This window comes from Sporosarcina aquimarina (genome assembly GCF_019748715.1).
In the GTDB taxonomy this organism is placed as follows: Bacteria; Bacillota; Bacilli; order Bacillales_A; family Planococcaceae; genus Sporosarcina; species Sporosarcina newyorkensis.
Genome location: NZ_JACLBZ010000028.1, coordinates 15,686 through 30,275, shown reverse-complemented (window position 1 = coordinate 30,275; position 14,590 = coordinate 15,686). Strand labels below are relative to the sequence as shown.

Below are 14,590 nucleotides of genomic sequence, written 5' to 3'. Positions count from 1 at the left end.
TGCTTCACCTTCTATTTTTAGTTAGCCATAGTTGAACAATTGCCAACCGCTTTCCAAACGGCAGTAAGTACCATTCTCTTTCATTCATTATACGTGATTTCAAGACGACGAACAGAAATATGATCGCCCCGATACAGACAGCCGTCATTGCTGTCAGAGTCGCACCCCATCGTGATGGAAGTCCATCAAACAACCAAAGATCGCATACGAGCACCCAAGGAATAAGAATCACTGCCATCGCACCTGCCGCATTCAAAAGTACAATGTAAAAGCGACTTGATGCCAACGGAAATTTCCAAAACCGCTTGAAGTATATTATCAATAACACTGCGACGAACGCGAACGCGAAAGCACCTGAAACTGCCGCCCCTTCAATGCCATACTGTCGAACCAATGGTGGTGTCGCAGCCAACTTAATCAGCACACCGAGTACCAACAACAAAAGTGGTCCTCGTACTTTGCCACTTCCCTGTAAAATAGCCGTCAACGGCAAAATTATCGACAACCACAATATCTGAATAGAGAAAATGATGAGCGCTACGGAGCCTGTCCTTGTTTCAAACAGCATTTCATTGACAAAAGGCAAGACCAGCACCAGTCCAATCGTTGCAGCCCAGCCAAATAAAATGGATGTACGAAACGTTAAACTAATGAACGGCAACGCTCCACGTCCCTGTTGTTTGGATGCATGATGTGCAATCAATGGAACAAGCGCAAGCGCAAGCGTTGACGCCAATAGGATACCCATCTGTGCGAGCGGTTGCCCTCGATCATAGATGCCCTTCATTGTCATTGCTGTCTCACTCGTGAAGCCTGCTTGCATTAATGCATTGTAGACCGTAAAAGAGTCCACCAATTGAAACACCAGTAATATTAATGAACTGGCACTTACGCTAACGCTGATCTTCGTCAAATCCTTAACCACTTTCCACGGTTGCACAGCGACTAAAGGGGCTCGTTTTCTCTGCACAAAGAACCAAGTGAGAATGAAAACCCCTGCCACTTCTCCAGCTATCGCTGCCCACATCGTAATTTCCCCAATTTTGTAAAGCGAAGTTCCCGCTCTCACCGCCAGCCAAGTACCTGCTAACACGATAACAACTCGAAATAACTGCTCAGATACATTGGAAATCGCGACAGGTATCATTTGTCCTTCCGATTGAAAGACACCTTTCAGCACGGCCAAAAATGGCAACACCAATACAATATAGGATCCTGTCTGCAATACGGGCGCCAAAGCTGAATCGCCCATCAGATCCGCAAAAAAAGAAGAACCTGTACGCAGCAATAGAAATATCATTGCCGACAATATGAGTAAATAAGCGAGCGAGACACGCAGAATTCCACGCGACTCACCTGGCCCTTTACTTTCTGCAAGCATTTTTGAAACAGCTACTGCAAATCCCGAGGACGTCCAAACAATAAATATCCCGATAAACGGGTACACTTGCTGATAAATATAAAACCCTTTATCTCCAACTAGATTTTGAAAAGGCACTCGATAAACTGCGCTCAATACTTTGACGATGATGGCGGCAATCGTCAAAATCGAGGCACCTTTCATAAACGACTTCATATTCCACTTTGTCAACGCCATACACGCGCCTCTTTCATTCATTAATGACTTCTAGTATACCATTTTCGCTTGCAATACTAGAATAAGCGCGTAATTGCAATCATTAAAATGATGGCGCCGCTCATGAACGTTCCAAATTGCCCTACTGTCATTCTACCAATGCGAAACTTTGCCAATCTAGCACCTAATACGACACCAACCCATAACGTCAAATAACTTCCAACTGCCGCCGATAGTGCGATGGCAATCGGGGATAACTCCAGCAGACCGGCTCCGATTCCATTGGTCAAGGCGTTTGCCGACAGGGCAACACCTAACAGCAGGGCCTCCCCTATGCTAATATGCGAAGACCCGTCAAAGTCCATTTTCTCCGGCTCCCCCAAAACGCTTGTTTGCCGTTTTTTCTGTTGCCGAAGAGCGATCACCATGATTCGTATCCCAATAACGCTTAAAACTGTAAATGCTACGAGATCAGGAAATTTTCCTGGCAACAATTCCGCCAGCCACGTACCCGACACCATACCGATCAAACTAAACAGTAAACAGATAACAGCAATTAACAAGTTAGAAATAGCAGGGATACGAACTCGCTGCACCCCATAAGAAAGCCCAACTCCGAAATTGTCAATGCTTGATGAAATTGCAAAACCTGCGATAAGTAGCCAAGTCATACCGTTCCTCCCAGCCTATAGGTTTTATCATACTATACGTATAGAAGGAAAGCGGCGTGTGTGCGCGGGTCAAAAGTTATACGTACATATTAAAGACCAGTCTTTCTCTTAAATGGAGAAAGACTGGTCGGTATAGTAAGTTTTATCGGGTTGGTAGTACGATTTCTTTAGCAACCGAGACATTTGTGCTCATTGCCGCCTTGCCTACTGCATGTGCCACAATTGGAGCGACTCGGTCATCAAATGGGTCTGGAATAATATAATCCTCGCGTAAATCCTCTTCTTTTATTAAATCTGCAATCGCATAAGTTGCCGCAAGCTTCATCTCTTCATTGATCTCCGTCGCTCTCACATCCAATGCTCCACGGAAGATGCCCGGGAAAGCTAAGACGTTATTGACTTGGTTTGGATAGTCTGAGCGCCCTGTCGCGATAATTCTAACACCGTATTCTTTAGCTAATTCAGGCTTTATCTCAGGTATTGGGTTTGCTAAACCAAAGACTATCGGCTCAGGGTTCATGCAGTCAATCAATTCCTTCGTAAGCAAGTTTGCGACAGAAACTCCTACAAAAACATCTGCACCTTTCATGGCATCTTCCAATGTACCCTCTAGCTTCTCACGATTTGTAATACGGGACATTTCATGCTTTACACTGTTCATGGAGAATTCTCGGCCTTCGTAAATAATCCCTTTCGAGTCACACATGATAATATTTTCAAAGCCCATACTTAGCAGAAGTTTTGTAATGGCTACGCCTGCTGCACCTGCACCATTTAATACAATTTTAACCTCATTACGTTCCTTCCCGACCAATTTTAACGCATTGATTAATCCAGCCCCTACTACAATTGCAGTACCGTGCTGATCATCGTGGAAAATTGGAATATTGCATTCTTCGCGTAATCTTTGTTCAATTTCAAAACAGCGGGGAGCAGAGATATCTTCTAAATTGATTGCACCAAATGTTGGGCTCAGCGCTTTTACGATATTGACAATTTCATCTGTATCTTTTGTATCCAGACAAATCGGAAATGAATCAATTCCAGCAAACTGCTTTAGCAATAATGCCTTACCTTCCATGACAGGCAATGCAGCTTCTGGACCGATATCTCCCAGGCCAAGTACAGCAGTTCCATCTGTGATAACCGCCACTAAATTACCTTTAATTGTATATTCATACGCAAGTGAAGGATCTTTAGCTATTTCTACACATGGTTCAGCTACTCCCGGAGAATACGCCAAGCTTAAATCCTCTTTATTTTCCAAAGGCACTTTTGAAATTGTCTCCATTTTTCCATTGTGAATTTTATGCATGTGTAAAGAAGATTTGTATCGCCTATTCATAAAATATCTCTCTCCCTATCCTGTTAAATTGGTGTTGATCTGTGTTGGTAGTGATTATAAGCGTAAACGTAAAGCAAATACAAGGGGGAATATTCTATCAACTCGGAAAGTTCGAAATCGGTAAGCGTTTACAATGCCTTTGTCAAGGGTTTTATAACGGCTTAAATTTTTTTAAAAAAAGTTTTGACTTTTGCTCTATTTCGTAGTATGTGAAAACCTTCACTTTTGATTTAGCTTATGTGAAATTTTTCACGTATAGGCATGTGAAAAGATTCACTTATACATAAATTCACATGTGAATTTTATCACATGAGTAGTATGTGATAAATTTCACTATTATATAGAAGGAAAAATTTAAAGGAAAATGAAATTCACAATCAATTACGCCTCGGCGTAATTGCGTCCAGATTTTGAATTGTGCTTGCACAATTAACTCCTCTCAAAATCTGAGACATCCGCCGGAGGCTTTATCTTTGTTTAGCGAGCGTTTGAACACCCACTGAACAGGAAATAAAACCACATCCATCTCATCACCTATAGAGGTGAGAGTCTTCTGCTGAATAAAGATAAAAAACTCACAAGCAACCGGAAAGATGCTGTGAGTTTTCATTAAAGATTTGATACTTTTTGTATTCAATTAACTTTCCATTTGTTTAGCTAAAAAGTTTGCTGCAGTTTCAGCAGCTTTTTGTTCGGCCTCGCCGACAAAATGAACTTTTGACAATAAATATACCGCCCCAATAGCATCACCGTTCGCGATAATGGGTGCAATACAGTATGATTTAACTTGTTCAATTTGGCCTGGTACCCACTCCACTGACTTTTCATGCTTTTCAGTAATGACCGTCCTGTCGTTTAGTATTTCTTCACAAACAGGCGACAGTTGACGATTCATATAATCCTTTTTAGATAGACCTGCGACCGCCAGCATTTCATCCCGGTCACTAATCAAAGCAGGCGTGCCAAGTGTCTCATAAAGTGTTTCTGCATATTCCACTGCAAACTCGCCAAGTTCTGAAATAGGTGAATATTTTTTTAAAATAACTTCTCCTTCTCGATCGGTGAATATCTCTAGAGGGTCTCCTTCACGAATTCGGAGTGTCCTCCTAATTTCTTTGGGGATGACCACTCTTCCTAAGTCATCAATTCTGCGGACAATACCCGTTGCCTTCATGTATAATGCCTCACTTTCTCGAAATGAAATGTATTTCTAGAAGTAGTATGCATCATATATGGTCATTTTATGCAATCTAGGATTTACACGGCATCAGTAGTACGGACTTCCTTTGCCGTCTCTTGCATGGTTTGCACCATTTCTTCAATCATGTCGAATTCAGTAAACTTTTTGGACTTCTTTTCATTTACCGTCACAATAATTTGTCCATTTTCAAGTGTCAAACCGACAGCATGACCAAATTTTAATGAATGTTCCATGAGCTTAGCACCATCCGCACGTGACGTACCTTCCTCAGACAGCCTGATTTCTACAACGTCTTGCACTTTCTTAATAGATTCCACACCTGCAATACGTCCCCACGCCTTCATACGACCGACCCGTAACAACAAATCAGCTTCCAACGGCATATCACCGAAACGGTCAATCATCTCATCAACCAATTCCAAGTAATCCTCATTACTTTCAATCGCCTTCACTCGTTTGTACATTTGAATCTTTTGATAGCCATCCTGTATATAAGTTTCAGGCAAGTAAGCATTGATTGGCAGTGAAATTTCGACGTCCTGCTTCTCTTCTTTTACGATTCCTGTCTGTCGTTCCTCAATCGCTTCCTGCAGTAATTGTGAATAAAGGTCGAAGCCGACGGAATCAATGAAACCGTGCTGTTGTGAACCTAATAAATTCCCTGCTCCCCGGATCGATAGGTCACGCATCGCGATTTTGAAGCCCGAGCCGAGTTCCGTAAATTCTTTGATTGCTTGAAGGCGGTTTTCCGCCACTTCCGTCAGCACTTTATCGCGCTGGTACAACATATAACTATAAGCTACACGATTTGAACGCCCGACACGTCCACGCAATTGGTAGAGCTGCGACAGCCCCATCCGATCGGCATCATGCACGATTAGGGTGTTGACATTAGGTATATCAATACCCGTTTCAATAATGGTCGTCGTGACGAGTACATCATATTCTCCTTCCAGGAAGCTCATGATAACTGCTTCCAGAGCAGCTTCTCCCATTCGCCCATGAGCAGATGCTATACGCGCCTCTGGCACCAACTGACGAATTTCCTCCACTTTCCGATCCATCTCTTCAACCCGGTTATACAAGTAAAACACTTGCCCTCCACGACCCATCTCTCGTTCAATCGCTTCCCGCACTAATCCAGCGTTATGTTCCATGACATATGTTTGAACCGGGAAACGGTTGGAAGGCGGGGTTTCGATGACGGAGAGATCACGAACACCAACCATCGACATATGCAATGTTCGCGGTATCGGTGTAGCCGTCAATGTCAATACGTCTACATTCGTTTTCAGTTGCTTAAGCTTTTCCTTATGCGTCACACCGAAGCGCTGCTCTTCATCGACAACGAGCAATCCTAGATCTTGATATACAACGTCCTTCGAGAGTAAACGATGTGTTCCAACCACAATATCGACTGTGCCGGCTTTCAAGCCTTTAATGGTTTCATCTTGCTGTTTTTTCGTGCGGAAACGGTTAAGCACTGACACAGTTACCGGATAATCGGCGAACCGCTCCTTCATCGTTTCGAAATGCTGTTGAGCCAAAATTGTCGTCGGCACTAAAAATGCCACCTGCTTACCATTTGTGACTGCTTTAAATGCAGCTCGAATGGCGACTTCCGTTTTTCCATAACCAACATCCCCGCATAGCAGCCGATCCATCGGTCGTTCTCTTTCCATGTCTTTTTTGATTTCTTCAATAGATTGCAGTTGGTCTTGCGTTTCTTCGTAAGGAAAAGCATTTTCAAAGGAACGTTGCAGATCATCATCCTCACTGAAGGCAAAACCTTTTTCTGCTTCCCGTTTGGCGTAAAGTTTGATCAAATCGTCTGCAATATCCTGAATTGCTGCTGTAACTTTACGCTTGGTCTTCGTCCATTCTGCGCCGCCAAGCTTATGCAATTTTGGCTCCTTTTCACCTGAAGCCACATATTTTTGGATTAAATCAATTTGGTCGGCAGGTACGAACAGTTTATCATCGCTTCGATAACGAATATCCAAATAATCTTTTTGCAGGCCACCTACTTCTAGTGTCACGACACCGTAGTACTTGCCGATCCCATGATGGACATGAACGATATAATCGCCTGGTTTAATTTCCGAATAGCTTTTAATTCGTTCAGCATTGGTTATTTTAGGCGGGCGCGCTTTCCGTTTTGGCTTCCCTGTAAACATTTCTGCATCCGTAATGACCGCTATTTTTTGAAATGGCAATTCAAATCCTACGGACAAGTCTCCCTCAATGATTGACAGAGTGCCTTCTTTTGTAGGTTGGCCATTCACCGCAGCTTCTATGTCATATTCTTGTAAAATACCTTGGATCGCATTCATCCGCTCAGTTGAAGCTGCTAGAAGGAATACATTATAGTTTCCTTGTTTCCAACGTTCGATTTCATTTTTCAATAGCGGCATTTGTCCATGGAATTGCTGCATTGGTTTGCACGAGATGGCAATGGACTTTTTAATTGTGAACCCTGGCACCACACGTGTGAATAAAGATAAATAGAGACGCAATTGCTGGATTTTGCCAAGCACGTAATCGTACTTCCAAGATAGCTTTGTATCATGCAGCATTTTACCGTCTTCTAGCATCGCCAACTGAAATTCTTGTTCTTCTGCTTCCAATGTCGCAACGCTCTCTTGTATACGTCCCAATTCATCAAACACGATGAGACCATTCGATGGGAAGTAATCAGTCAGCATAGAATTGGCTTCAGATGAAAAGGAGACATATTTCTTCATCGTATCCGGCACAATGCCATCCTTCATCAGACCGACGTCTTCCATAATCGTCGTCAGTAATTGTTGTTGCAGATCTTCACTTTTAATTTTTGTTAAGCTGTCGCCAAGTGCTTGTTCTACTTTACGTGACACTTGCAGTAGCTCTTCAGGAGTCCAAATAAATTCTGTCGCGGGTAACAACGTAATCTTTTCTAACTTTCCCGTAGAGCGTTGGTCTTCTGCCGAAAATGTACGAATCGAATCTATCGTAGTATCAAATAGCTCAATTCGAACGGGATCTTGTGTAGTCAACGGATAAATATCCAATATGCCGCCACGCAACGCAAATTCACCTGGCGCACTCACCAAGTCGTTACGGATATATCCCATAGAAACGAGCTTTTCCAGCCACGCTTCTATGTCAATCTCTTCGTCTGTCTGCGCAGTGACATAGTGGTTCAACCAGCGTTTCTTTGTAGGTAAAAGCTTTCTAAGGCCCGCGACCGGCGTAATATAGATGCCGCTTCCTATTCGTGCCATATGATCTAATGTCTCAATCCGTCCTGCCCGTAATTCGTAACTGGCAAATGAAAAGTCGGCAGCTACAAGTTCTTCCGCTGTGTATAAATGCACATGCTCATCACCGATCATTTTGACCAAGTCATCATAAGTTCGCTGCGCTTGCAGCATATTCGGCGATACGATCAGAACCGGCCGCTCAAGTGACTGCTGGATTACTTTAAAGAAGACGGCCTTAGAACCGCCGGAAAGGCCAGTTATCAACTGCTGGTCTTGGCCAGCCTGCAAGTCATCCAGCAGACCCTGAATCTCTTTTTCTTCTAAAAACAGCTGATCTATTACTCCCAATTAACTAACCCTCTCTATATATCAATTATAACTTCACTCTCAAGTCTAGTTTTCATGTTCGTAGCAGCATGCATTATGCACAAAAAGCTTTGGCTGTAAGCGCCAAAGCATCTGTTACTATTGTAACCATTTCTTAAAGGTGTAATAATCCGGGAACGTCTTTAACGATTGCTCGCAATGTTCACAAATACATCGTACATGTAGCTCGCCATCATGATCGACAGACAGGAACGACTTCTTCTCACCTTCGTCTAATGTCTCAATTTGACTGAGTGTTTCCTTTGCCGCTTCGAATGGAATAGAACCGATTTCCGTATTACAGTGATTGCAAGAATAGCGGATCACGCACTCTTCACCTTCCTTTTTCAAAGTATAGGCAAAGAATTGCAACGTTATGCTTAAGAACCGTTAAATTTATTCATCACTTCAATAAATGGCGTCTTTTGCCATTCCTCACAAGCATCGGCACTTTTTTGGACTGCCTCTTCGATTAAAGGCTGCTCGTCCGCACTGAAAGGAGCCAACACATAATCGGAAACCTTCATTCCGCCTGAAGGACGGTCGACGCCGATACGGATTCGATTAAACTCAGTTGTTCCTAAATGAGCAATCAATGATTTCATTCCGTTATGACCGCCAGCACTTCCTTTTTGACGAAGACGTATTTTTCCTACCGGCAGATCCAAATCATCGTATAGGACGACTATCTCTTCGTCATTTACTTCGAAAAAGTCAGCCAATGGGCGTACACATTCGCCCGACAAGTTCATATACGTCATCGGTTTCAGCAAGATCACTTTACCTTGGACGGTATGTACAGTTGTGTATTGTCCATTGAACTTTTTCTGAAACGCAGGTGCTTGCAAGCGCTTTGCCAACTCATCAATTACTTGGAATCCAATATTATGACGTGTTTTTTCATACGTTTTTCCCGGATTTCCGAGTCCGATTATTAATTTCATTTGCTTCTCTTCCTTTTCTAAACGTTCTCTATATGCATAGAAAAGGAGCGCACGGTACAAACTCGTGCGCCCATTTCGTTATTTATTCGTCTTTTTCATCGCCAATTACTTTGGGTTCCGCACCTTCACCAGAATCAGTTGCTTCGTCCAGTGCTTCCATTTCTGCTTCTGTACGAGGAGCTGATACGAGTACAAGTGTATCTTCATCCTCATTCAAGATCTCATATGCTGCTTTCGCGCGGACATCGCTAACGAGTAGCGTATCCCCAATTTCCAGCTCTGAAACGTCAACATCGATGGATTCTGGAATGTCAGAAGGCTTAACACGGATCGTTACTTCACGGATCGGCTGTTGTAATGTACCGCCTTGTTTTTCACCGGGCGATTCGCCAACCAGATTAATAACAACTTCAACTTCAAGTTCCTCTGTCATATTGATCGATAAAAAGTCAGCGTGTGTAATATTGCCTTTTAACACATCAGATTGATAATCATTTAACACGACATTTACATCTTTGCCGTCTACGTTCAACTTGATTACACCATTTTTCCCTGTCTCGCGAAGCGTATCAATCAAATCACGCTCCTTTACCGCGATTGGCGTGCTTTCTGTTTCGTAACCATAGACTACGGAAGGAATCCACCCGTCATTTCGTAATTGTCTTAGTGTCGTTTTGTCAGGTTCTCTTAAGTTCGACTGCATTGTGTTCATTTGTATAGTCACCTTTCCTTTAAAAAAGTTTTTTCTACCTCTTGAAACATTCAATATCAGACGACATCAGGTAACTTGTCATCAATCAAACAAAGTGCTTACGGACTTCTTCTCAAACACGCGAATAATTGCAGATGCCAATAGTGGTGCAATTGATAGCTGTTTGATTTTTGGAGATTGCTTAGACTCCGGCAATTCGATGGAATTTGTAATAACCAATTCCTTAATCTTGGAGTTGTTTATCCGTTCAATTGCAGGACCGGATAAAACTGGATGTGAACAACAAGCATACACTTCTTTCGCTCCACTTTCAATTAAGGCGCTCGCTGCAATCGTAATTGTTCCAGCCGTATCGATGATATCGTCAATAAGAATAGCTGTTTTGCCCTCAACATTCCCAACAATATTCATCACTTCCGCTACATTCGGACGCGGACGACGTTTATCAATGATCGCGATTGGTGCTTTCATTCGATCCGCCATTTTACGTGCTCTTGTAACACCACCATGGTCAGGTGATACGATGACAAGGTCGTCTAATTCTTGGCTTTGGAAGTATTCAGTCAAGATTGGCTCAGCGATTAAGTGGTCAATCGGAATATCAAAGAAGCCTTGAATCTGAGGTGCATGCAAATCTACAGCGATGACACGGTCAGCACCCGCTTTTTCCAATAAATTCGCTACTAGCTTAGCTGTGATTGGCTCACGTGAGCTAGCCTTACGGTCCTGCCGTGCATAGCCATAATAAGGCATCACTACATTAATCGTACGCGCAGAAGCACGCATCAAGGCATCTAACATAATGAGAAGTTCCATTAAGTTATCGTTGACTGGGTTGGAAGTAGATTGGATGACAAACACTTCACAACCTCGAATGCTTTCGTCGATATTGATTTGGATTTCTCCATCACTAAAACGTTTGACTGAGCATTTACCTAGAGGTAGTCCGACTTGCTCCGCTACTTCTTGTGCTAGTGGTTCATTCGCAGTTAACGAAAAGATTTTCAGTTTGTCGTTCGGATAATGATTTGCCATGATGGCCCTCCTGTTAGTTGGGTAAGATTAGTTTTTTACATATCCTTCTTTATTTTCTTGGCGAACACGCGCAATTGCAAGTGAATTTTCTGGAACACTTTTTGTAATAGTGGATCCAGCAGCTACAATAGCATTTTTTCCTACAGTGACAGGAGCTACTAAATTAGCGTTACAACCAATAAAAGCGTCATCCTGTATCTCTGTCTTATGCTTATTTTTACCGTCATAATTAACGGTAATCGTGCCACAACCCACATTTACATTCTTGCCAATTTCGGCGTCCCCAATATAGCTGAGATGGGATACCTTACTGTCGTCGCCAAGCTGGGATTTCTTCACTTCTACAAAGTTGCCGATCTTCACATGGTTGCCCAATTGAGTTTCCGGACGTAAATGTGCAAACGGACCAACTGCTGTCTGCGAGCCCACTTGGCTATCACGAACGACAGATGAATGAATTGTTGTTTGATCGCCTACTGTACTATTTTGTAAATGACTATTAGGGCCGATCACACAGTTTGAACCAATTTTTGTTGACCCTTCGATCACTACACCTGGCTGGATGACAGTGTCTCGGCCAATTTCTGCGTCAGCACTGATCACAGTCTGCTCCGGATTGATGATCGTTACACCGTTGCGCATATGTTTCTCTGCAATGAGGCGACGCATTTCTTTTTCGGCTTGCGCTAATGCAACACGATCGTTGACGCCCAATGTTTCATGGAAATTTGGCGTCGTGTAAGCCGAAATGCGCTGTCCTTCTGATTTCAAAATACCTAATACGTCAGGAAGATAATACTCACCCTGTGCATTGTCGTTATTTACTTTTTTTAGTGTTTCAAACAATGCCCGATTATCAAAACAATAAGTTCCTGTATTAATTTCCTTCACGTTACGCTCTTCATCATCGGTATCCTTATGTTCGACGTTTCGCAATACGTCGCCGTTCTCTGCGCGGATGATTCGTCCATAGCCGGTCGGGTCATCTGCGATTGCAGTAAGTATTGTAGCTTTTGCTTCTGTTTGATGATGATGGGCAAGTAACGCTTTCATTGTCTCGCTGCCGATTAACGGTGTGTCTCCGCAAACGACAAGAGTGGTGCCGTCAAGATCGCCAAGAACCGATCCGGCTTGTTGCACAGCATGTGCGGTACCAAGTTGCTCTGCCTGTAACGCATATTCACTTTTGTTTCCTAATGCTTGTTCTACCGTTTCCGCGCCATGACCAACAATGGTGACGATCCGGTCTGAATCTAGATCTCGAATATGGTCAATCACATGCTCTACCATTGGTTTACCGCAGACTGGGTGAAGCACTTTATATAAATCGGACTTCATTCGAGTCCCTTGTCCTGCAGCCAGGACGATAGCATATGTCTTTGTCATCTGCCAGCCCCCATCCTTAATTCATTATTGACTATATCGGAAATGATCGCTTTTTTCAAGCATATCCCCTTGACAATTACATTACTTTCTTTTATCATTAATAATCTTTTGGCAAATTTTATATTCATAGAAAACCACTATGAATATTTAAGATTGTTATAATAGTAAACGTACTTTATCGACCATCTTTTTACTAACAGGAGTGATTTGGGTATACCCTCGTCTTTTCTTATTGAAACCAAAAGGCCATCTACTCAAATAGATGGCCTTTTGCTTAAAATAGATATGAAAACGCTTTCTTATAACTGGCAAATTTATAGTGCAGCTTCTTCAAGTACCCCCTGTTGTTCTCCTACTTGATGATATGCCGCTAGAATCGCTTCTTGTACTTTTGTTCTTGCGTCCGAGTTAATCGGGTGCGCGACATCACGAAATTCTCCATCCGGCGTACGTTTACTTGGCATTGCTACGAATAATCCGTCATTCCCCTCTATGACCCGGATATCATGGATGACAAACTGATCGTTCAGCGTTATGGAAGCAATTGCTCTCATTCTGCCTTCGGTGTCTACCTTGCGTAATCTTACATCTGTGATCTCCATTTTCCCCACTCCCTTGTTGTCTATTCTTCACAATGTACTTATTCTAGGTCATCTGGTAAAATTCCTCTTTTTACCCAGAATATTTGTGTTGATTCTATAATACTCGTTTTCTCTACAGATTAAAATAGAATTTTTATGAATTTTTTTAATATCTATACAATAAGGTAAATTAGCTGTTCACGTTCAGGGTCCATGCTGATATTCTAGCCCGCTAAGATTAAAATAAGCGGTCCATTGTCCTTTAAGAGACATTACATGGAACCGCCTGCCTACATAAATTATGATTTGCAAATTGCTACTGCTTCAATTTCGACTCGTACGTCTTTTGGCAGACGCGCTACTTCTACTGTAGAACGCGCGGGTTTATGGTCACCAAAGTGTTCTGCGTAAACTTCGTTCAACGCGGCGAATTCGTTCATGTCTTGAATGAACACCGTCGTCTTGATAACTTGTTCCATACTTGTACCTGCTTCTTCTAATATTTTACGAAGATTGACCAGTACTTGATTCGTTTGCTCAACAATTCCGCCTTCTACAAGTTCGCCTGCCGCTGTCAAAGGGATTGCTCCAGACGTATAGACGACACCATTCACCTTTACTGCTTGTGAGTAAGGGCCGATCGCCTGCGGTGCTTGTTCGGTTTTTACATATTCCATGTTTGGTTTCCACCTCTCGTAAAGTAATTTCCTTCTTCTAATTCAATCTTTCTGTGTTTCTCATCTACTGCATGAAGTTTGATCAGCGATAGATAGTCATCCACCAAAACTTCTTCCAGATGTTCAGCTTCGACTAATACCGCTACGCCACCCAGTTCACAATTAAACTCTTCCAAAAGGCTTTTCATACCTTGTATCGTACCGCCGACTTTCATGAAATCATCCGTCAGCAAAACTTTTTGACCGCTTTGCATACTCCTTTTCGACAGAACCATCGTTTGGATCCTTCGAGCAGAACCCGAAACATAATTAATGCTCACCGTGGATCCTTCTGTTACTTTGCTATCACGACGAACAACGATTACAGGGACATTCAGATGGCGCGCAATGGCGTGTGCAATTGGAATTCCCTTCGTGGCAACTGTCATGATCGCATCAATTTCCGCATCGAAAAATGCAGTGGCGATCACTTTGCCAATACGATCAAGAAATTTAGGGTTACCCAATAGGTCTGTCATATACAAATAACCGCCAGGAAGAAGACGATCTGATTTTCTCAGCTCATCCATTAAGGAATGTATCACGTCTTTCCCTTCTTCTTCACTAGCTAAGGGAATATATTTAATACCGCCTGCTGCACCGGAAATGGTCACTAGTCGCCCGGTCCCACTCTCTTCGAAAGTTTCTTTCAGAATACCTAGATCTTCACTGATCGAAGATTTCGCTGCAGCATATCTGTTAGAGAAAAACGTCAAAGAAATGAGTGTGTGCGGATTTTCCAGCAGATGGCGCGTCATATCGACCAGCCTTTCACTTCTTTTCCACTTCATACTACCGACTCCTAAATCCGAATG

At 42.8% G+C, this 14,590-nt stretch carries 13 protein-coding genes; all 13 read right to left on the bottom strand.

Going from position 1 to position 14,590, the window contains the following annotated elements:
- Positions 1-4 precede the first annotated feature (4 nt).
- The 13 genes from H7J92_RS13155 to purR all read right to left on the bottom strand — a co-directional run bounded on the left by H7J92_RS13155 (position 5) and on the right by purR (position 14,566).
- Positions 5-1,597, bottom strand: a complete 1,593-nt coding sequence (locus tag H7J92_RS13155; protein ID WP_246602944.1) for a putative polysaccharide biosynthesis protein — start codon at positions 1,595-1,597, stop codon at positions 5-7.
- A 56-nt stretch (positions 1,598-1,653) separates the two neighbouring features.
- Complete coding sequence (ytaF, locus tag H7J92_RS13150) at positions 1,654-2,247, bottom strand: sporulation membrane protein YtaF (protein ID WP_221837365.1); 594 nt, start codon at positions 2,245-2,247, stop codon at positions 1,654-1,656.
- Positions 2,248-2,389: 142 nt separating this feature from the next.
- The gene (locus H7J92_RS13145) at positions 2,390-3,592 is read right to left on the bottom strand and encodes an NAD(P)-dependent malic enzyme (protein ID WP_009499431.1); all 1,203 of its coding nucleotides are present in this window, start codon (positions 3,590-3,592) and stop codon (positions 2,390-2,392) included.
- Between the two features lie 637 nt (positions 3,593-4,229).
- Positions 4,230-4,766, bottom strand: a complete 537-nt coding sequence (gene spoVT, locus H7J92_RS13140) for a stage V sporulation protein T (RefSeq protein WP_009499430.1) — start codon at positions 4,764-4,766, stop codon at positions 4,230-4,232.
- Positions 4,767-4,849: 83 nt separating this feature from the next.
- A complete protein-coding gene (gene mfd, locus H7J92_RS13135) occupies positions 4,850-8,383 on the bottom strand; it encodes a transcription-repair coupling factor (RefSeq protein WP_221837362.1) in 3,534 nt (1,177 codons plus the stop codon).
- A 117-nt stretch (positions 8,384-8,500) separates the two neighbouring features.
- Complete coding sequence (locus H7J92_RS13130) at positions 8,501-8,728, bottom strand: anti-sigma-F factor Fin (protein ID WP_221837358.1); 228 nt, start codon at positions 8,726-8,728, stop codon at positions 8,501-8,503.
- Between the two features lie 53 nt (positions 8,729-8,781).
- Complete coding sequence (gene pth / locus H7J92_RS13125; RefSeq protein WP_040760055.1) at positions 8,782-9,345, bottom strand: aminoacyl-tRNA hydrolase; 564 nt, start codon at positions 9,343-9,345, stop codon at positions 8,782-8,784.
- Positions 9,346-9,427: 82 nt separating this feature from the next.
- On the bottom strand, positions 9,428-10,057 hold the full coding sequence (locus H7J92_RS13120; protein ID WP_040760054.1) for a 50S ribosomal protein L25/general stress protein Ctc: 630 nt from the start codon (positions 10,055-10,057) through the stop codon (positions 9,428-9,430).
- Positions 10,058-10,138: 81 nt separating this feature from the next.
- Positions 10,139-11,092 (bottom strand): ribose-phosphate diphosphokinase, encoded by a 954-nt coding sequence (locus H7J92_RS13115; protein ID WP_009499423.1) that lies wholly within the window; start codon positions 11,090-11,092, stop codon positions 10,139-10,141.
- 27 nt (positions 11,093-11,119) lie between these two features.
- Positions 11,120-12,478: a bifunctional UDP-N-acetylglucosamine diphosphorylase/glucosamine-1-phosphate N-acetyltransferase GlmU gene (gene glmU / locus H7J92_RS13110; protein WP_009499422.1), complete on the bottom strand. Its 1,359-nt coding sequence runs from the start codon at positions 12,476-12,478 to the stop codon at positions 11,120-11,122.
- Between the two features lie 314 nt (positions 12,479-12,792).
- Positions 12,793-13,080: a septation regulator SpoVG gene (spoVG, locus tag H7J92_RS13105; protein WP_078818837.1), complete on the bottom strand. Its 288-nt coding sequence runs from the start codon at positions 13,078-13,080 to the stop codon at positions 12,793-12,795.
- 278 nt (positions 13,081-13,358) lie between these two features.
- On the bottom strand, positions 13,359-13,736 hold the full coding sequence (locus H7J92_RS13100; protein ID WP_009499417.1) for a RidA family protein: 378 nt from the start codon (positions 13,734-13,736) through the stop codon (positions 13,359-13,361).
- Positions 13,724-14,566 (bottom strand): pur operon repressor, encoded by an 843-nt coding sequence (gene purR, locus H7J92_RS13095; RefSeq protein ID WP_009499416.1) that lies wholly within the window; start codon positions 14,564-14,566, stop codon positions 13,724-13,726. The genes H7J92_RS13100 and purR overlap by 13 nt, the downstream gene beginning before the upstream one ends.
- Positions 14,567-14,590: the final 24 nt, after the last annotated feature.

What these genes read in the sequence shown, in the direction of transcription:
- pth (WP_040760055.1), bottom strand. Translation starts at nt 9,345, where the DNA reads ATGAAATTAATAATCGGACTCGGAAATCCGGGAAAAACGTATGAAAAA.
- spoVT (WP_009499430.1), bottom strand. Translation starts at nt 4,766, where the DNA reads ATGAAGGCAACGGGTATTGTCCGCAGAATTGATGACTTAGGAAGAGTG.
- H7J92_RS13100 (WP_009499417.1), bottom strand. Translation starts at nt 13,736, where the DNA reads ATGGAATATGTAAAAACCGAACAAGCACCGCAGGCGATCGGCCCTTAC.
- H7J92_RS13120 (WP_040760054.1), bottom strand. Translation starts at nt 10,057, where the DNA reads ATGAACACAATGCAGTCGAACTTAAGAGAACCTGACAAAACGACACTA.
- spoVG (WP_078818837.1), bottom strand. Translation starts at nt 13,080, where the DNA reads ATGGAGATCACAGATGTAAGATTACGCAAGGTAGACACCGAAGGCAGA.
- H7J92_RS13155 (WP_246602944.1), bottom strand. Translation starts at nt 1,597, where the DNA reads ATGGCGTTGACAAAGTGGAATATGAAGTCGTTTATGAAAGGTGCCTCG.
- purR (WP_009499416.1), bottom strand. Translation starts at nt 14,566, where the DNA reads ATGAAGTGGAAAAGAAGTGAAAGGCTGGTCGATATGACGCGCCATCTG.
- H7J92_RS13145 (WP_009499431.1), bottom strand. Translation starts at nt 3,592, where the DNA reads ATGAATAGGCGATACAAATCTTCTTTACACATGCATAAAATTCACAAT.
- glmU (WP_009499422.1), bottom strand. Translation starts at nt 12,478, where the DNA reads ATGACAAAGACATATGCTATCGTCCTGGCTGCAGGACAAGGGACTCGA.
- H7J92_RS13115 (WP_009499423.1), bottom strand. Translation starts at nt 11,092, where the DNA reads ATGGCAAATCATTATCCGAACGACAAACTGAAAATCTTTTCGTTAACT.
- ytaF (WP_221837365.1), bottom strand. Translation starts at nt 2,247, where the DNA reads ATGACTTGGCTACTTATCGCAGGTTTTGCAATTTCATCAAGCATTGAC.